Source organism: Leisingera sp. ANG-M6 (genome assembly GCF_000813905.1).
In the GTDB taxonomy this organism is placed as follows: domain Bacteria; phylum Pseudomonadota; class Alphaproteobacteria; order Rhodobacterales; family Rhodobacteraceae; genus Leisingera.
In genome coordinates this window covers 1-18,146 of sequence record NZ_JWLG01000012.1, presented here as the reverse complement: position 1 = coordinate 18,146, position 18,146 = coordinate 1, and the positions used below count along the sequence as shown (strand labels likewise).

General features: G+C 65.2%; 19 protein-coding genes. 11 read left to right on the top strand and 8 right to left on the bottom strand.

Features of this window, described 5'->3' with window-relative positions:
- Positions 1-12: 12 nt before the first annotated feature.
- Positions 13-789 (bottom strand): methyltransferase domain-containing protein, encoded by a 777-nt coding sequence (locus RA24_RS09230; protein WP_039149738.1) that lies wholly within the window; start codon positions 787-789, stop codon positions 13-15.
- 153 nt (positions 790-942) lie between these two features.
- On the opposite strand from RA24_RS09230, the gene rpiA reads away from it, so the two are divergent.
- The 6 genes from rpiA to RA24_RS09200 all read left to right on the top strand — a co-directional run bounded on the left by rpiA (position 943) and on the right by RA24_RS09200 (position 7,455).
- Positions 943-1,731 (top strand): ribose-5-phosphate isomerase RpiA, encoded by a 789-nt coding sequence (rpiA, locus tag RA24_RS09225; protein WP_039191153.1) that lies wholly within the window; start codon positions 943-945, stop codon positions 1,729-1,731.
- 331 nt (positions 1,732-2,062) lie between these two features.
- Positions 2,063-3,418 carry a glutathione-disulfide reductase gene (gene gor / locus RA24_RS09220; protein ID WP_039191246.1) on the top strand — a complete coding sequence of 452 codons (1,356 nt, stop codon included), beginning with the start codon at positions 2,063-2,065 and terminating at the stop codon, positions 3,416-3,418.
- 79 nt (positions 3,419-3,497) lie between these two features.
- On the top strand, positions 3,498-4,652 hold the full coding sequence (gene hflK / locus RA24_RS09215; RefSeq protein ID WP_039149745.1) for an FtsH protease activity modulator HflK: 1,155 nt from the start codon (positions 3,498-3,500) through the stop codon (positions 4,650-4,652).
- A complete protein-coding gene (gene hflC / locus RA24_RS09210; protein WP_019296806.1) occupies positions 4,652-5,530 on the top strand; it encodes a protease modulator HflC in 879 nt (292 codons plus the stop codon). Before hflK ends, hflC begins: the two co-directional genes overlap by 1 nt.
- Entirely contained in the window at positions 5,530-5,724 is a 195-nt protein-coding gene (locus RA24_RS09205; protein WP_019296807.1) for a DUF2065 family protein, read from the top strand. The genes hflC and RA24_RS09205 overlap by 1 nt, the downstream gene beginning before the upstream one ends.
- Positions 5,725-5,967: 243 nt before the next feature.
- Positions 5,968-7,455, top strand: a complete 1,488-nt coding sequence (locus tag RA24_RS09200) for a Do family serine endopeptidase (RefSeq protein ID WP_052269569.1) — start codon at positions 5,968-5,970, stop codon at positions 7,453-7,455.
- 64 nt (positions 7,456-7,519) lie between these two features.
- Here RA24_RS09200 and RA24_RS09195 read toward each other — a convergent pair whose 3' ends face one another.
- The 4 genes from RA24_RS09195 to RA24_RS09180 all read right to left on the bottom strand — a co-directional run bounded on the left by RA24_RS09195 (position 7,520) and on the right by RA24_RS09180 (position 10,165).
- Positions 7,520-8,038 (bottom strand): class I SAM-dependent methyltransferase, encoded by a 519-nt coding sequence (locus tag RA24_RS09195; RefSeq protein WP_052269568.1) that lies wholly within the window; start codon positions 8,036-8,038, stop codon positions 7,520-7,522.
- 310 nt (positions 8,039-8,348) lie between these two features.
- Positions 8,349-9,017 (bottom strand): Crp/Fnr family transcriptional regulator, encoded by a 669-nt coding sequence (locus RA24_RS09190; protein WP_019296811.1) that lies wholly within the window; start codon positions 9,015-9,017, stop codon positions 8,349-8,351.
- 90 nt (positions 9,018-9,107) lie between these two features.
- Complete coding sequence (locus tag RA24_RS09185) at positions 9,108-9,638, bottom strand: peptidoglycan-binding domain-containing protein (protein WP_039191149.1); 531 nt, start codon at positions 9,636-9,638, stop codon at positions 9,108-9,110.
- A gap of 68 nt (positions 9,639-9,706) precedes the next feature.
- Positions 9,707-10,165, bottom strand: a complete 459-nt coding sequence (locus RA24_RS09180) for an OB-fold nucleic acid binding domain-containing protein (protein ID WP_241480924.1) — start codon at positions 10,163-10,165, stop codon at positions 9,707-9,709.
- 166 nt (positions 10,166-10,331) lie between these two features.
- On the opposite strand from RA24_RS09180, the gene RA24_RS09175 reads away from it, so the two are divergent.
- The 3 genes from RA24_RS09175 to RA24_RS09165 all read left to right on the top strand — a co-directional run bounded on the left by RA24_RS09175 (position 10,332) and on the right by RA24_RS09165 (position 13,437).
- On the top strand, positions 10,332-10,655 hold the full coding sequence (locus RA24_RS09175) for a 2Fe-2S iron-sulfur cluster-binding protein (protein WP_019296814.1): 324 nt from the start codon (positions 10,332-10,334) through the stop codon (positions 10,653-10,655).
- Complete coding sequence (locus tag RA24_RS09170) at positions 10,655-11,461, top strand: FG-GAP repeat domain-containing protein (RefSeq protein ID WP_039191148.1); 807 nt, start codon at positions 10,655-10,657, stop codon at positions 11,459-11,461. Before RA24_RS09175 ends, RA24_RS09170 begins: the two co-directional genes overlap by 1 nt.
- Positions 11,462-11,712: 251 nt before the next feature.
- Entirely contained in the window at positions 11,713-13,437 is a 1,725-nt protein-coding gene (locus RA24_RS09165; protein ID WP_039191146.1) for a DUF1217 domain-containing protein, read from the top strand.
- A gap of 242 nt (positions 13,438-13,679) precedes the next feature.
- On the opposite strand, the gene RA24_RS09160 is transcribed toward RA24_RS09165, so the two are convergent.
- Together RA24_RS09160 and purD are read right to left on the bottom strand one after the other, a co-directional pair.
- Positions 13,680-14,165, bottom strand: coding sequence for a GNAT family N-acetyltransferase (locus RA24_RS09160; protein ID WP_052269573.1), 486 nt, complete (start codon positions 14,163-14,165; stop codon positions 13,680-13,682).
- Positions 14,166-14,425: 260 nt separating this feature from the next.
- Positions 14,426-15,691, bottom strand: a complete 1,266-nt coding sequence (gene purD / locus RA24_RS09155; RefSeq protein ID WP_039191144.1) for a phosphoribosylamine--glycine ligase — start codon at positions 15,689-15,691, stop codon at positions 14,426-14,428.
- A gap of 136 nt (positions 15,692-15,827) precedes the next feature.
- On the opposite strand from purD, the gene xseA reads away from it, so the two are divergent.
- The gene (xseA, locus tag RA24_RS09150) at positions 15,828-17,318 is read left to right on the top strand and encodes an exodeoxyribonuclease VII large subunit (RefSeq protein ID WP_039191238.1); all 1,491 of its coding nucleotides are present in this window, start codon (positions 15,828-15,830) and stop codon (positions 17,316-17,318) included.
- Between the two features lie 55 nt (positions 17,319-17,373).
- Here the strand turns inward: xseA and RA24_RS09145 are convergent, their stop codons facing one another.
- Positions 17,374-17,769, bottom strand: a complete 396-nt coding sequence (locus tag RA24_RS09145; protein ID WP_019296820.1) for a hypothetical protein — start codon at positions 17,767-17,769, stop codon at positions 17,374-17,376.
- A 131-nt stretch (positions 17,770-17,900) separates the two neighbouring features.
- Between RA24_RS09145 and RA24_RS09140 the strand changes: the two genes are divergently transcribed.
- A partial coding sequence (locus tag RA24_RS09140; RefSeq protein WP_039191236.1) for a lysoplasmalogenase family protein occupies positions 17,901-18,146 on the top strand: 246 nt, incomplete at its 3' end.

The window sequence follows — 18,146 nt, the reverse complement described above, 5'->3', positions numbered from 1 at the left end:
GCAGCTGCCCGTTCAGACCCGCCGGGCGGTGCAGACGAAATGGGTGAGGGAGAAGAAGAACCGCCCCTCCGCCGCCAGTTCCTCCTGTTCCTGCGCCCAGGCGGCGGCGTCGTCCTCATCGGTGGCTTCAGTCTGAACGGCATAAGCGCGGATCAGGCGGATCATCATGGCGGCCAAGCCGTCCGGGCGCAGGCTGGTGTCGCAGATGGTCACGGGGTGCATCGTTTCGAGCGTGAAGCCGCTGTCGCGCAGTTCTTCCGGCAGGCGGGCGGGCACGGTGCGGTCGGCCAGATGGTTGTCCCAGATATCCAGGAACCGCTGCATCCGGGCGCGGTTGTCGCTGTGCCAGGCGAAGGTGTCAAAGTGGATGTCGCCGATCACCAGGCGGCCGTTCGGTTTCAGCACATGGTGCACCGCGCGCAGCACCGGGCGGCGGCTGGTGATGTATTCGAACACCTGCACCGAGACCGCCTTGTCAAAGCTTTCCGGCTCAAACGGCAGGGTCGCGGCATCGCTTTCGGTGAGGGTGGTGTTTTCCCGTTCCTGCAATCGCTGGCGGGCGGCGGCGAGCATGTCGGGGCTGGCGTCCAGCCCGGTCACATGGCCCGCGGGGCCGACCGCGCGGGCGAGTTCCTCTGTCAGCAGCCCGTTGCCGCAGCCGAGGTCCAGGATGCGGTCGCCCGGTGCCGGTGCCAGCGCGTCGAAGCTGGCGCGCCGCCGCCGGGAAATGTCGGCACCCTGGTAGGCATCCTCCAGCACGCGGGTGGTTTCCTTGTCGAATTGCAGCATTCCTGTCCCTCCGTCCGCATCCGCCCGCATAAGAGGACTAGGGCGAACGGGCGGGATTTCCAGCCGGGCGGCGGGCGGGGCGCAAAAGCCCCCTCGCGCGGAATCGGCTAACCGCCTATAACGGCGGGGAAAGCGTTTGCATGGAGATCCGCGATGACCGGAGAGCTGTCCCCCATCGACAAGGCGAAATTCGTTGCGGCCAAGCGGGCGGCGGAGATGGTCGAAGATGGTATGCGGGTGGGGCTTGGCACCGGGTCAACTGCGGCCTGGCTGGTGCGCTGCCTGGGCGATCTGGTGCTGAAGGAGGGTTTGCGGATCACCGCGGTGCCGACCTCCAGCCGCACCGCGGCGCTGGCGCGGGACGTGGGCATCCCTGTGGTCTCTTTGGATGAGGCCAAGTGGCTGGATGTGACCATTGATGGCGCCGATGAGTTTGATCCGGACCTGAACCTGATCAAGGGCGGCGGCGGCGCGCATCTGCAGGAGAAGATTGTCGCCACGGCCTCTGACCAGATGGTGGTGATTGCCGATGCCAGCAAGATGGTGGAGACCCTGGGCGCCTTCCCGCTGCCGGTGGAGGTGCTTCCGTTCGGCTGGCAGAGCAGCCAGGCGCTGATCGAAGAGACGCTGGTGTCGATGGATGTGATGGGGCGCAGCTCCACCCTGCGGATGAACGGCGGGGCGCCATTTGTGACGGATGAGGGCAATTACCTGCTGGACCTGCATCTGAAACGGATCGGCAATGCCCGTCAGCTGGCGCTGGTCTTGAACCAGATCCCCGGGGTGATCGAGAACGGGCTGTTCATTGACATCTGCGACACGGTGGTGATCGGCTATGGCGACGGCCGTGTTGAGGTGCGCGACATCAACGAAGGCACCGTCGAGAAGGACAAGCTGGATTTTGTCGAAACCGACAACCTGTTCACCGATTTGATGGATTGAGTGCGGCTGCGTTCCGCGTTTTGCAAACCGGATTCCTGCGAGGAATCCGGCCCGGTTTCCGGCGCGGAAACCGGGGGCAGGGCTTCTAAAAGCTGGCGGCGGAGACGGGTCTGAAATCCTCGCAGGATTTCAGGACGGAATTCGCGCCGAATTCCGTTTTCTTCGGATGCACTGCCCATGGGGGGGCGGAAAACCGGAATTCCGCCTCACAACCCTGTGCAAATTCAATGCAAAAGGTTGAATGCGGCGCGGGAACGCCCACTTGGGCATATGGCGTTTGGTGGTCCGTTATGGGATACACCTGATCAAGAAATGCAAAGGGCGGAACTTCATGAGCTTTGATTACGATCTGTTTGTCATCGGCGGCGGCTCCGGCGGGGTGCGGGCGGCACGGGTGGCGGCGCAGGAAGGCGCCAAGGTGGCGCTGGCGGAAGAGGACCGCTATGGCGGCACCTGCGTGATCCGCGGCTGCGTGCCGAAGAAGCTGATGGTGTTCGCGTCTGAATACTCCAGCATGTTCGAGGACGCGCAGGCCTATGGCTGGGACATCAAGGCCGGTGCCTTTGACTGGGATGCCTTCAAGGGCAAGCTGCATGGCGAGCTAGACCGGCTGGAAGGCATCTACCGCAATATCCTGAAGAACAACGGCGTCGAGAGCTTTGACAGCCGTGCCAAGCTGGCCGATGCCCACACGGTGGAGCTGGCCGACGGCACCCGCAAGACCGCCAAGCATATCCTGATTGCCACCGGCGGCTGGCCGACTGTGCCGGAGTTCCCGGGCTCGGAACTGGCGATCACCTCGAACGAGATGTTCCATCTGGACAAGCTGCCGGAGAGCCTGCTGATCGTCGGCGGCGGCTATATCGCCAGCGAGTTTGCGGGCATCATGAACGGGTTGGGCGTCAAGACCACGCAATTCTACCGCGGCGCGCAGATCCTGCGCGGTTTCGACGACGAGGCGCGCGGGCTGATTTCCGAGGAGATGTGCCAGGCCGGCATCGACGTGCATCTGGGCACCAATGTGCTGGAGATGCACAAGGAAGGCGACAAGATCCGGGTGAAATCAACGAATGGCCAGGAGCGGCTGTTCGACAAGGTGATGTATGCCACCGGGCGCCACCCCAATGCCGACAACCTCGGGCTTGAGGAAATTGGCGTGCAGCGCGGCCGCAAGGGCGAGATCATCGTCGATGAATACAGCCAGACCTCAGTGCCGTCGGTCTATGCGATCGGCGATGTGACCGACCGGGTGGCGCTGACGCCGGTGGCGATCCGCGAGGCGATGGCCTTTGTCGAGACCGTGTTCAAGGGCAATCCGACCAGCCCCGACCACGCGCTGATCCCGACCGCGATCTTCACCCAGCCGGAGATGGGCACCATTGGCCTCAGCGAGGAAGAAGCGCGCGAGCAGGAGCCGGTTGAGGTTTATGCGACCTCGTTCAAACCGATGCAGCAGGCCTTTGCCGGCCGGGCGCAGCGGGTGCTGATGAAACTGATCGTTTCGAAGGCCACCCGCAAGGTGCTGGGCTGCCATATCGTCGCACCCGGTGCGGGCGAGATGATCCAGCTGGCCGGAATCGCGGTAAAAATGGGGGCAACCAAAGAAGATTTCGACCGCACGGTTGCGGTGCACCCCACAATGTCGGAAGAGTTGGTAACTTTGAAAACTCCGGTGCGCTCGACCTGAGCGGGCAAACCGGCAAGAATGAGAACTCATGCCGCCCAATTCGGTATCTTGCGGGCGGCAGCAAACGGATAGGAGACAAATGGCGGGCAATAGCGGTGGCCCATGGGGGGGCGGTGGCTCCTCCGGCGGCGGAGGAGGCAACCGGGGCAACAACGGCGGCAATAACGGCGGTGGCCGTAAGCCGGAAGATCCCCAGATCCCCGAAATCGATGAGCTGGTGAAGAAAGGCCAGGAGCAGCTGCGCGTGCTGATGGGCGGGCGCGGCGGATCCGGCGGCGGCCGCGGCGGACGCAGCGGCGGCGGAGGCGGCGGCGCGCCGCTGTTCACCAAGGGCACCCTGGGGCTGGCGGTCATTGCCGGCGCGGTGCTGTGGGGCTTTGCCAGCATCTATACCGTCAAGCCGGAAGAGCAGTCGGTGGAGCTGTTCCTGGGCGAGTATTCCTCGACCGGGCAGCCGGGCCTGAACTTTGCGCCCTGGCCGCTGGTCACCAAGGAAGTGATCCCCGTGCGGGTGGAGCAGACCGAGAACATCGGTTCTGGCGCGCGCGGCTCTGACGCCGGTCTGATGCTGACCGGCGACGAGAACATCATCGACGTGGATTTCCAGGTGGTGTGGAACATCTCTGACCCGGCGCGGTTCCTGTTCAACCTGCGCGACCCGCGCTCAACTATCAACGCGGTGTCGGAATCGGCAATGCGCGAGATCATCGCCCAGTCCGAGCTGGCACCGATCCTGAACCGCGACCGCGGCGCCATCACCGCCCGTCTGGAAGAGCTGATCCAATCGACGCTGGACAGCTACGACAGCGGCGTGAACATCGTGCGTGTGAACTTTGACGGCGCCGACCCGCCAGAGCCGGTGAAGGACGCCTTCCGCGAAGTGCAGTCCGCAGGCCAGGAACGCGACCGGCTGGAAAAGCAGGCTGACGCCTATGCCAACCGCAAGCTGGCAGGCGCCCGCGGCCAGGCCGCGCAGACGCTGGAAGAGGCCGAGGCCTACCGTGCGCAGGTAGTGAACGAGGCGCAGGGTGAGGCGAGCCGCTTTACGGCGGTTCTGGAGGAATACCAGAAAGCGCCGGAAGTGACCCGCAAGCGCCTGTACCTGGAAACCATGGAAGAGGTGCTGGGCCGGGTCGACAAGATCATCCTGGATGACACTGCAGGCGGCGAAGGCCAGGGCGTCGTGCCCTATCTGCCGCTCAATGAACTGCGCAAATCGCAGGAGGGCAACTGATGCGGAAATCTACTCTTCTTCTGCCCGTCCTGGTGGTCGCGGCGATTGCTGTGCTGTCCTCGATCTTCATCGTGGACGAGCGGGAAAAGGCGCTGGTTCTTCGCTTTGGCCGGGTGGTAGACATCAAGGAAGCCCCGGGCCTGGCGTTCAAACTGCCGGTCATCGACAATGTGGTGCGCTATGACGACCGCATCCTGAGCCTGGAAGTCGGTCCGTTGGAAGTCACCCCGCTGGATGACCGCCGCCTGATCGTGGATGCGTTTTCGCGCTACCGGATTGCCAATGTGGATACCTTCCGGCAGGCCGTCGGCGGCGGCGGCATTGGTGCCGCGGAACTGCGCCTGGACAAGATCATGCGGGCACAGACCCGTGAGGTGCTGGGTTCCGTCAGTTCCAACGACATCCTGTCCTCGGACCGTTTCGCGCTGATGCTGCGGATCCGCAATGGCGCCATCACTCAGGCGCGCCAGCTGGGGCTTGAGGTGATCGACGTGCGGCTGAAGCGCACCGACCTGCCGCAGGCCAACCTGGAAGCCACCTTTGCCCGGATGCGCGCCGAGCGCGAACGGGAAGCAGCTGACGAGATCGCCCGCGGTGAAGAGGCGGCGCAGCGCGTGCGCGCGCAGGCCGACCGGACCGAGGTTGAGCTGGTGTCGGAAGCCGAGCGCGAAGCCGAGGTGATCCGCGGTGAAGCGGACGCCGAACGCAACGCGATCTTTGCTTCGGCCTATGGCCGCGACGCGGAGTTCTTCGAGTTCTACCGCTCGCTGAACGCCTATGCGAATTCGCTGCTGGCGGGCAATTCCTCGCTGGTGCTGTCGCCTGACAACGAGTTCTTCAATTACCTGAAGTCCTCGGGCGGCAAGGCTGTCCAGTAATGGGGTTCATCCTCCTGGCCCTCGGGCTGGTACTGATTGCAGAGGGGCTGGTGTACGCACTGGCCCCTTCGCTTGTGGAGCGGCTCTTGGAAATGCTGCGGGTGCTGAGTGAAGATCAGCGCCGCAATGCAGGTCTGGCGGCGCTGGCGCTGGGTCTCATTCTGGTCTGGCTGGCGTTCCGTCTGGGGATTTAAAGCGGCGCTTTCCCCCCAATTTTTCAGCGAAACCGTAATCTTTCCCTGCTAGGATAGCCTCAGCAGGGCCTCCCCCGCTGTTACAGGGCAAAAACCGGATCACAGCGGCTTTATTCCGTGCAACATTTGTTGCGGGACAGGGGAGAGTTCCTACATTGGGTCCATAAGACTTTGCCCGGCATATGCGGCGTTTGCGCCTGTCCGGGCAGGGGAGAAGAATTGAAAATGACAAGGAGTAGATCCGTGCAGCCACAGGCAATTGCAATTTCCGGCCGGACAGGCGGCAGCGGCGCGATGATCCGGCTGGCCTGGCTTCTGGTGCTGAGCATGGCAGTCCTGCTGATGCAGGCGGTCACCGCAATGGCCCGCCCCGAGAGCCTGGCGCCGCTGGCCGACAAGGTCAGCCCCGCGGTCGTCAACATCACCACCAGCACCGTTGTCGAGGGCCGCACCGGCCCGCAGGGCATCGTGCCGGAGGGCTCGCCGTTTGAGGATTTCTTCCGTGAGTTCCAGGACCGCAACGGCAATGGCACCCGGCCGCGCCGCTCCTCGGCGCTGGGCTCTGGCTTTGTGATTTCCGAGGACGGTTATATCGTCACCAACAACCACGTGATCGACGGCGCCGACGAGATCGAGATCGAGTTCTTTCCCGGCGAAGGCCAGCCCAAGGAGCTGCTGCCCGCCAAGGTGATCGGAACCGATCCCAACACCGATATCGCGCTGCTGAAGGTGGAGGCGCCGTCGGCGCTTAAATACGTCAAGTTCGGCGACAGCGACACCGCCCGTGTCGGCGACTGGGTGGTGGCGATGGGCAATCCGCTGGGGCAGGGGTTCTCTGTTTCCGCTGGTATTGTCTCGGCCCGCAACCGCGAGCTGTCGGGCTCTTATGACGACTACATCCAGACCGATGCGGCGATCAACCGGGGCAATTCCGGCGGGCCGCTGTTCAACATGGACGGTGATGTGGTCGGCGTGAACACCGCGATCCTGTCGCCCAATGGCGGCTCCATCGGCATCGGGTTCTCGATGGCCTCCAACGTTGTGGTCAAGGTTGTGGCGCAGCTGAAGGAATTCGGCGAGACGCGGCGCGGCTGGCTGGGTGTGAAGATCCAGGATGTGGATTCGGATCTGGCAGAGGCGATGGGCTTGGAAAAAGCCCGCGGCGCGCTGGTCACCGATGTGCCGGAAGGCCCCGCCAAGGACGGTGGTGTGCTGGCCGGTGACGTGATCGTCAGCTTTGATGGCGCCGATGTGAAGGACACCCGCGGCCTGGTGCGTCAGGTCGGCAATGCCGAGGTTGGCAAGACTGTGCGCGTGGTGGTCTACCGCGAGGGCAAGACCGAGACGCTGCGGATTACCCTGGGCCGCCGTGAAGACGCCGAGCGCGGCCCCTCCAGCGAGAGCGGCAGCGGCGATGCGCCGGGCAGCAGCGAGAAGGAGCTGCTGGGCCTGTCGGTCGGCGTGCTGACCGACCAGATGCGTGCTGAGCTGAATGTGGCTGAGGATCTCGAGGGCCTGGCCGTCCTGTCGGTGGATGAGACTTCGGAAGCCTGGGAGAAGGGCTTGCGTGCGGGTGATGTGATCACCGAGGCGGGCCAGCAGAAGGTGGCCTCGATCAGCGATCTGGAAGCGCGTGTCAGCGAAGCCAAGGAGGCGGGGCGCAAGTCGCTGCTGCTGCTGGTGCGCCGCGGCGGCGAGCCGCGCTTTGTGGCGCTGAACCTGTCGGAGTGATCCGGGTCAGGGACCGCTGAGAAATAAGGGAAGGCCGGGCAAATGCCCGGCCTTTTTCGTTGGCTCAGGGACGGGCCAGCTGCATGAAAAGGAGGCCGCGGCTGTCCTTTGCCGTGCGCCAGCTGCCGGGCTGTTCGGCAAAGATCTGGCGGAAATCTTCCAGGTTGCGCCTTTCATCCGAGATCAGCACCCAGCCGCCCGGACGCACGTGCGGCAGGCAGCGGGTCAGCAGCTCCCGCCGCTGCGGCGCGGCCAGCATATGCAGGGTGCGGTCAAACAGCAGGACACCATAGTCCTTGTCCGGCGCCCATGTGGTGAGATCAGCGGCGATGCCGGTCACGTCGAGGTTTTCCGGCTGCGCTGCGGCCAGCATGTCCCGGATGCCATGCGGGGAAATGTCGATGCCGGTGACACGGTGGCCCAGCCGGGCAATGAACAGCGCATCCCGGCCCTGGCCGCAGCCTGCATCCAGAACGTCCTGGGCCTGTGTGCCCAGCTCCTCAAAAAAGGCGGTGAAGGCGGGGGACGGTGCCCCAAGCGCATCCGGGGTGTCACGGTAGAGTTTGTCGTAGTCATAAGCCATGTGAGGCACCGTAGCGGCCGGGTCTGGCAATGGCTAAGTGAATAATTCTTGAACAAGAGAGATGGCAGCGGGCAGCCGCTTCCCACCCCGGAATTCTCGCAGAATTCCGGGGTGGGCGGCAAAACTGATGCGCAAAAAGGGGAAGAGCCATGCGCTGGCGGGCACATGGCTCTTGTTGGACAGGCGGCCATTGGGATGGAACGGATAATGGCCGTCTATGAAGCCGTTATGGCGCGGTGCGGCGACGCGTTCTGTGACCGGGATTACAGAGGGCGGATTTTGCTGCAGAAATCTGCATCCGGCGGCGGGGTCAGATTGAATCCGGCTCCGCCAGCACCGCCAGTTCGCTGCGGTCGAGGATCTGCACGCCGCCGCGGCTGATGCCGACCAGGCCGCTGCGCTTCCAGGCGGCGAGCGTCTTGGAGACCGCTTCACGGGTGGCGCCGACAAATTCCGCCAGTTCCGCCTGCGACAGAGCCACGCGGCCGTCGCTGCTTTCGGGTGCGAGGTACAAGAGCTTGCGCGCGAGCCGCACCGGCATCGGCAGGAACACCTGTTCATTGAGCTGGGTATTCATCCAGCGCATCCGCTGGCCCGCCAGCCGCAACAGGTCGGCGGCCAGGTCCGGGTACTGGCGGATCTGCGCCAGCACGTCGCCGCTGCGCAGGCGCAGGACCCGGCTGGGTTCGGCGGCGATGGCGGTGGCGGTGCGCTCGCCCGGGTCAAACAGGGTGATCTCGCCGAACACCGCACCGGGGCGCATCATGTCGAGCGACAGCTTGCGGCCTGAGGCGGAGAGCACCGAGAACTCCAGAGCGCCTTCGGCAATCGCATAAAGCGCATCACCGGCGTCGCCCTGCTCGAACAGCACCTCGCCCTGGCGCAGGCGCACCTCGGTGGCCTGGCTCTCCAGCATCCGGCGCAGCGGGCCGGAGGCACCGGAGAGAAAGCCGGTGTCCGGCAGGCGGGTGGTCAGCATGGTGTTTGTCTCATGTTATGTCTTTGGCCCGGTGGGCGGACCTTAGCAGAGGCTTTGCCAGCTGGGAACCGGGGAGCTGAACCGCGCGGTTCAGCCCGCGACGGCGATCAGGCCCAGCTTGCGGGCGGAGGCCAGCGTCAGGGTGCCGCTGTCCAGCCCCAGCGGCGCCTGGAAGCGCTGCACGGCCTTGCGGGTGGCGGCGTCCATCTGGCCATGCACGGGGCCGCGGTAGAGGCCGCGCGCCGTCAGGGCCCGCTGGATGGTGCGGATGAAGTCCGGGGTCATCATTTCGGGGCAGGGGATTTCGATCCACTGCTCCTGCCGCGGCTGCACGATTTCCTGCCGGGTCTCGGTGCGGAAGGTGGCGGGGCGGATCACCTGGCCGCTGGCGTCCAGCTGCGCCGGTTCGGTCAGCACCTGGCTGGTGACGGTTTCAATGACGGCGGGGGAGGTGTGGGTGCTCCAGCAGGTGCCGGGGGGCGCGCCGGGCGGCGCGTAGCGGCCGGCGCGGGAGGTTTCGTTGCCGGGGTGCGGCTGGACGCAGGCGGTCAGGGCCGCAAGCATGGCCAGCAGCAGGGCAGGCGCCAGGCGCCGGCTGGGGAGAAAGATCGGTGGCGTCATGCCCGGGTGCCTCATGCCGGCGCCTCTGTCTGTCCCCGGGGGGCTGGCGCCGTTGCTTTGGCGGCAGCCTAGCCGAGTTCGCCGCCATCCGCAAAGGCCGGATCGCCTGTCCGGCCCTGATCCGCCAGCAGGAGGTCGAGCATCGGCGAGATGTCCTCCACATCTTCGGCGATCACATGGGTGACGGAATGCGCCCGCTGCAGCCGCCCGGTGACCCGCAGCATCCGCCCGGAGATCACCGCGCGGCGGAAGGCTTCGTAAATCTTGCGCCAGACGATCACGTTGACGATGCCGGTCTCATCCTCGAGCGTGACGAAGATGACCCCCTTGGCGGTGCCGGGGCGCTGGCGCAGGATCACCAGGCCCGCGACGGTGATGCGGGCGTTTTCCGGCGGCTCCTGCAGCCGGGCGGCGGTCAGGCAATGGGGCGGGCGCGGCCAGCGGGGCTGGCCGGTTCGCGGTCCGGTTTGCAGGCCGGTTTGCAAATCGGAGCGGGCCGGCACGGGAGGGCGCGCGGGGGCTGGCATGAGGAAATCCCCCCTGGGGTTGAGAATATTTGAGTGTGAACAAATATAGAACATGAGGCGGTAAAGTCCAGCAGCGGCAGGGCGGCGTCGCAATTGGGGGTGGCACCGGCGCGGGCGCTTGGCTACACAGTCGCGCAAGTACCGGAAAAGGGAAGAGAGCTGACGAATGGCAAAGATCACTTATATCGAGCACAACGGCACCCAGCACGTGGTGGATGTGGCCAACGGGCTGACCGTGATGGAAGGCGCGCGCGACAACAACATTCCGGGCATCGAGGCCGATTGCGGCGGCGCCTGCGCCTGCTCCACCTGCCATGTCTACATCGCGCCGGACTGGGTCGAGAAGCTGCCCGCCAAGGATGACATGGAAGAGGACATGCTGGACTTCGCCTATGAGCCCGATCCGGCCCGCTCGCGCCTGACCTGCCAGATCAAGGTGAGCGACGATCTGGACGGCCTCGTGGTGCACATGCCCGAAAAGCAGATCTGATGGCTGCGGGGGCGGCAGCGCGGCGTCTTCCGTTGCGCGTCCGGCCCCGTTTTGCCCGCCGCGTATTGCGGGCGTTGTGTTTGGGGCTGGCCCTGGCCGGCCCTTTGGCGCAGGAGGCCGGCGCCGGGGTGATCGGCGCGGAATACGGCGATCCCACCACCCGCTACGGCCATGCAGTGCTGGGCGATGATGTGGAATACGGGTCGCTGGTGCTGACGGTTGCAAGCACGGGGGGAAGCGGGGCTTCCCTGGCGGCGGACTACAAGACCTCCGAAATCCTGATCCGCCTGCCGCAGGACCATGTGTTCGAGGACATCGCGCCGCGGCTGGCGGATGTGGACGGCGACGGCAGCCCCGAGGTGCTGGTGGTCGAGACTGATGTGGCCGCGGGCGCCCAGCTGGCGGTCTATGACGCGGACGGCGAAAAGATCACCGAAACCCCGCATATCGGCACCCGCAACCGCTGGCTGGCGCCCATCGGCGCCGCGGATCTGGATGGCGACGGTCATGTGGAGATCGCCTATGTCGACCGGCCGCATCTGGCGAAAACCCTGCGCATCTGGCGCTTCCGGGACGGCGCATTGCATGAGGTGGCAAGCAAGGCGGGCCTGACCAATCACCGCATTGGCGAGGATTTCATCACTTCCGGCATCCGCGACTGCGGGCAGGGCGCGGAACTGGTGATGGTGAGCGGCGACTGGCGCCGGATCATTGCCGCGCGGCTGCAGGATGGTGAAATCACTGCCCGGGAGATCGGTCCCTTTGATCCTGACACCAGGCTGGCGGACGCGTTGGCCTGCCGCTGAGAGCAGCAGGGGCAAACTGTCCGCGCCGCGCCTTGCGCGGCGCGCGGCCCAACGGTGCGGCCCATCCCCGGATGGGCTGAAACAGGTGGAAGAGCTGCGCTGACTGTTGCCCAAGGGCCTGCGGCGGGCGGATGCTTCAACGCGCTGCCGCGCGGGTGTTTCCGAAATATTCATTCCCTTCAGCTAGCCTGCGGCAAACGGGAAATGCCCGGCGGCGCCGGCTGGGGCATGTTTTCACAGGAGACACGCGCGTGAGTTTTACACCCTATGTGTTCGGCACCGGTATCGCCGGCTGGACCTTCCTGCAGCGGACCCAGGCCCAGCAGCAGGAAGTGTTTGAAAAATCGCCCATTCTGGACCGCCGGGTGCAGGATTTCACGCAGCGCATCACCAGCATCCAGAACTCGGACCAGCTGCTGGACGACTACAATCTCCTGCAGGTGACACTGGGTGCTTTTGGCCTGGATGAGGACATCGGCAACCGGGCTTTCATCCAGAAGGTGCTGGATTCGGACCTGAGTGATTCCAAGTCCTTCGTGAACCGCCTCAATGACAGCCGCTACCTGGCGCTGGCGCAGACCTTTGGCTTCAACAGCCCGGACGGCCCGCAGCTGCCCAGTGCCAAGGGCGGCAGCGAATTTGCCGGCATCACCACCGCCGATGACCTTCTGTCCAACCAGACGCTGCTGAAAAAGGCGCTGGACAACGTGGGCCTGAAGGGGATGGAGAACAACCAGTTCTTCCTGCAGAAGGTGCTGGAGTCGGACCTGAGCGATCCGGACTCCTTTGCCAACAAGCTGACCGATACCCGCTTTGCCGATTTCGCCAAGCAGTTCGAGTTCGGCAAGCCGCCGGAATATGACAACAGCATCCAGGCGCTGGTGTCGGAGTTCAACCAGCATACCGAAGGGCTGGCCAGCGCCGATGACCTCTTGGAGGATGAAGACCTGCTGCAGGCGGTGATCGAGACCTTCGACCTGGAGCGCACCAACAAGGATTTCCTGCGGCGGGTGCTGAATTCGGACACCACCGATCCGGATTCCTTTGTGAACCAGCTGGAGGACACGCGCTATCTGAACGTCTCCCGCGCGTTCGGCTTCGGCTATCCGGACATCAACGCGATGACCGACCCGGATGAACTGCTGCAGAACCCGGAGCTGCTGGCGGATGCGCTGGACCAGTTCAACGTCAGCGACCGGGGCGAGACCTTCCTGCGCCAGGTGCTGGAATCGGACCTGAGCGATCCGAATTCCTTTGTGAACCAGCCGGAGAACATCGCCTATTACGATTTTGCCGATGCGTTCCAGAACACCTGGCCGGAGCATGTCAGCAAAATGCAGGTGTTTTCTGACGAGATCACCGACAAGCTGGACAGCCTGTCCTCCGCCACCGAGCTGGTGTTCGACCTGAGCCTGTTCGAGGCTTCGCTGGACATCTTCGGGCTAAGCCACCGGGACAGCGATTTCAACGTGATGATCAAGACGCTGGATTCGGATCTGTCCTCGGAGATTTCCTATGCCAATCTGCACCATGACAACAACATGAAAGCAATGGCTTACGCCTTCTCCTTCAACAAGGGCACAGAGGCGCAGGTATACCCGGACGGCTTTGCAGATGAGATTGCCGATCTTTACACCACCCGGCAATTCGAGATTGCCATCGGCGAGTCCGATCCCAACATGCGGCTGGCGCTGGCGTTTGAGCGCGAACTGCAGGCGGTGGTGGATGAGGGCGGCAGCGAGAACGCCCATTGGTACAACATCATGGGATCGCCGCCGCTGCGCACCGTGTTTGAGACGGCGCTGGTGCTGCCCTCCGGTTTTGGCCAGCTGGATATCGAGCGGCAGCTGGGTGAGATGAAGGACCGCACACAGGCGGCCTTCGGGGTCACCCATCCCGCGGATCTGCTGGAGCCGGACATGCTCGACCAGTTCCGCAGGCGGTTCCTGCTGATGACGGATATCGGCGGGTTCTAGGGCAGCAAGCGCCTGAGCTTGGGCTGCAGGCGCATGATCTGCAAGTTTCCAAAGCGTCCCGGAGGGCCTGCGCGGCTGCCCGGCACGGGCGGCCTGTATCCGTGGCAATGATTGAACGCTTACCCGGTGCGTTCAGGCTGGCGGAACAAGGCTGATCGCAGTTTCCCATGCATTGGCATGCAGCCAGGCGGAGCTTTGGCAGCAGGTTTGGCGCTTCCCGTCCAGGCAGACCGGCCTGCGGCTCAGGCGCGGGCGGGGTGGGCCGGCACGGATTTCTCCATGGTCACCGAGGTTGGCCTGTCAAACCCGGGATGCGCGGTTTCGCCGGTTTTGCGGAAGCCCATGCGGGCAAAGGCCGCGTGGTTTTTTGTCAGCTCGACCCGGGTCTGCAACCGCAGTACCGGCAAGCCAAGTGCCGCAGCGCGGGTTGCGGCCAGCTCCACCAGCGTGCGGGCGAGCCCGGTACCGCGATGGGTTTCGTCCACCGCCAGTTTGCCCAGATAGAGGCAATCGGGTCTGGGCGTCAGGAAGATGCAGGCCGCGGGCGGGGTGCCGATGCCCCAGATTTCACCATCGCGGCATTGGTCCTGCAGGGCGGCCAATGACAGGCGGTGCATGGAGGACGGCGGGTCGATGCGCCCCTCCATAAAGGCAAAGCTGCGCTGGATCAGGTCCAGCACATCCCTCAGGCTGGGATCATCGGGAGAGAGCCGCCAGGGCGCGGTCATTGTGCCGGTCTTTGGGCAGGCATTCGGGACCGGTGCAGGCGGCAAATGGCGGGCAGGTGCAGCATGTGTTTTCCTCCCTGCGCCGCAGGATAGCCTTCTGAGGCGGAGCCGGCAAACGGCGGAGACTGATCCGCGCCACAGCCTTTCAGGGCGCCTCTGGCCGGGCGCGGCAGCGCCCGGCCACGCCCAACTGTGAGGATCAATCTGTGATTGGTCCGGAGCAGGCGGGAGGGCCTGCCTGTCCGGGTGCGCTGCAGCGGTTACTTCAGCGCGCGCCAGCCGATGTCGCGGCGGAAGAAGCCCTGGGGCCAGTCCACCCCGTCCACCATCGCATAGGCACGGTCGCGGGCCTCCTGCAGGGTGTTGCCGCGGGCGGTCACGTTCAGCACCCGGCCGCCAACCGCCAGCACCTTACCGTCCTGCGCCTTGGTGCCCGCGTGGAACACCATGTTGCTGCTGTCCTCGGGCAGCGCGTCCAGGCCCTTGATCTCGGAAAACTTCTCGTAAGACCCCGGGTAGCCCTCGGTCGCCATCACCACGGTGATCGCATGGTCATCGGCCCAGTTCACCTGCGCTTCGCCTAGGCGGCCCTCAGCCGCGGCGTGCATCAGGTCCAGCGCCTGGGCGCCGAGGCGCATCATCAGCACCTGGCATTCCGGATCACCGAAGCGGACGTTGTATTCCACCAGCCGCGGCTGCCCGTCCTTGATCATCAGGCCCGCATAGAGCACGCCCTGATAGGGCATGCCGCGCTCTGCCATCACTCGCATTGTGGGCTTCACGATCTCTTCCATCGCGCGGGCCTCGACTTCAGCCGACAGGACCGGTGCGGGGGAGTAGGCGCCCATGCCGCCGGTGTTGAGGCCGGTGTCGCCCTCGCCGACGCGCTTGTGGTCCTGGGCGGAGCCGATCGCCAGCACGTCCTCGCCATCCACCAGCACAAACAGGGAGGCTTCCTCGCCTTCCATGAATTCCTCGATCACCACCTCGGCGCCGGCCCCGCCGAAAACGCCGCCGAACATATCGTCGATGGCCGCCATGGCCTCGTCCTCAGTCATGGCGATGATGACGCCCTTGCCTGCGGCCAGGCCGTCCGCCTTGACCACGGTGGGCACGCCGTTGGCACGCACATGCGCCTTGGCGGCTTCGGCATCGGTGAAATGGCCGTAGCCTGCGGTGGGGGCATTTGCCGCGTCGCAGATTTCCTTGGTGAAGCTTTTGGAGGCTTCCAGCCGGGCGGCCGCCTCGGAAGGACCGAACACCAGGATGCCAGCCTCGCGCAGCCGGTCGGCGACGCCCGCAGCCAGTGGGGCCTCGGGGCCGACAATCACGAAGTCGATGGCGTTTTCCTCGGCAAAACTCACAACCGCTCCGCCGTCCTCGATGTCAAAGGCCGCGCAATCGGCGATCTGGGCGATGCCTGCGTTGCCCGGCGCCACGATCAGCTTGTCGCATTTGGGGTTCTGCATCACGGCCCAGGCCAGTGCATGTTCACGCCCGCCGCTGCCGAGGATAAGGATGTTCATTGGCGCATTCTCCGATCTGCCTGAGCCCTGTGGCGCCGCGGGCCGCATCCCGGGGCTTGCCTTGCTTGCCGCGCGTTCTATGCTGCGCGCGACTTCAAAACAAGACCGGCCAAAGGCCGCAGGAGAGCAGCCCCCGATGTCCGACCTGTTTGACGACCCGCAGCCGGGACAGAACGCCCCGGAATTCACCGTTTCGGAGATTTCCGGCGAGGTGAAGCGCACGCTGGAGGGCACCTTTGGCCGTATTCGGGTGAAGGGCGAGGTGGGCCGTGTGTTCAAGGCGCGCTCCGGGCATCTTTATTATGACATCAAGGACGACCGTTCGGTGCTGGCCTGCACCACCTGGAAGGGGCAGATCAGCGGCTTGTCGGTGGTGCCGGAGGAAGGGCTGGAAGTGGTGGTCACCGGCCGGCTGACAGCCTTTGGCGCGCAGTCCAAGTACAACATGAACGTCGATGAGGTTGCGGTTGCGGGCCAGGGGGCGCTGATGGCGCTGCTGGAGAAGCGCAAGAAACAGCTGGAGGCGGAGGGCCTGTTTGCGCCGGAGCGCAAGAAACCTCTGCCCTATCTGCCGCAGATCATCGGGGTGGTTACGTCGCCCTCGGGCGCGGTGATCCGCGATATCCTGCACCGGCTGCGCGACCGGTTCCCGCGTAAGGTGCTGGTCTGGCCGGTTGCCGTGCAGGGGCAGAATTGCGCGCCCGAGGTGGCCCGCGCCATCGAAGGCTTCAACCGCCTGACGCCGGGCGGCGCGCTGCCGCGGCCCGATCTGATCATCGTCGCCCGCGGAGGCGGTTCGATCGAGGATCTGTGGGGCTTCAATGAAGAGATCGTGGCGCGCGCGGCTGCCGCCTCTCAGATCCCGCTGATCTCTGCCGTCGGGCATGAGACGGACACGACGCTGATTGATTTCGTCTCCGACCGCCGGGCGCCGACGCCGACCGCGGCGGCGGAGCTGGCGGTGCCGGTGCGGCTGGAACTGATGGCCTGGAGTGAGAACCAGGGCGCGCGGCTGACCCGCGCCGCCGGGCAGGCGGTGCAACTCAGGCGGCAGCGGCTGAACGATCTGGCCCGGGCGCTGCCCAAACCCGATACGCTCTTGGAAACCCCGCGGCAGCGGCTGGACCGGATTTCCGACCGGCTGCCCGGCGCACTGATCTCCGGCGTGCAGCGGCGCCGTCTGCACTTGAGCGAAACCGCGGCGTCCTTGCGCCCGGCCACCCTGCGGCAGCTGGTTGAGGGGCGGCGCAACCGGCTGCAGAACCTCGCCTCGCGCCTCAGCCTGCGGCCTATCCAGCGGGAAGTGGCGGCGCAGAAGGACGCGCTCGGTCGGCTGGCGCAGCGGCTGGATGCGGCGCAGGCCGCGCGCATCGACCGCCAGCGACAGGCCTTGAGTGCCACCGGGAGGCAGCTTGAGATCCTCAGCTACAAGGCAACACTGGAGCGCGGCTATGCGGTGGTGCGCTCGGGCGATGAAATCCTGACAACCAAGGCCGCTGCCGCCAGGGCAGACGCGCTGCAGATCGAATTTGCCGATGGCACGCTGGATCTGGAGGGCGGAGCAGCACAGGCGCCAAAAAAGGGCACGCCAAAACCGCCCGGGGGCGGCCAGGGCTCGCTGTTCTAGGGGCCGGCCTCCGGCTTCTTTCTGGTTTCAAATACCCGCTGCACCGCGGCTTGCCTCAGGCGCCGACGTCGGGGCCGTAGCACAGCATATCCTCGCCGATATCCTCGGCCTCATAAAGTTCTGTTGAGGCCGGGTCGTCCTCGAACCGCGCCGTCAGGCCGCGCGGGGTCAGCTCAAAGGTCCAGCACTGCGGGTCGTCGCGGTTCTCGTAGACAAAGCAGATCTGCCCCGCTTCCTCGTACCAGCTGCCCTCCTGGCATTTGCCGTCCAGGAAAGACCAGATCACCCGGCGGTTTGGCAGGTAGCGTTCGACCCCGTACATGGCACCGCCGAAGCCATAAAACAGCGTGCGGCCCTGGGTGTAGCGGTCAAACTCGCCCGCACTCAGCGGCTCCCCCGCCGCCAGCGGGGCGGGCAGGGCAGCGAGCAGGAGAATCATCACGAAGCGCATGAGGGTATTGTGCCTCAGGAGCAGCGGATGCTCCAAGCCTTGCGTTTTCTGAACAGGCTCCCGCGGGGTCACCTTTGACGGCGAACGGCTTGCGCGGACAGAGTGGCGGAAAATCAAAGGGGAAGCAGGGCATGACGGCGGAAATGGTGCTTTGGGCGGGGGCTGCAGCCTGTGCGCTGATCTACCTGCTGTTGGCTGCGCAGCCGCCGGGGGTGCTGCGCAGCCTGTTGAAAACCGCCTCTGTTGCCTTGCTGGCGCTGGCGGCGCTGCTGCTGGGGGCACCCTGGCTGCTGGCCGTGGCGCTGGGCCTATGCGCACTGGGCGACCTGTTCCTTTCGCGCGACGGCGAAGGCGCGTTCATGGCGGGGGTCGGCGCC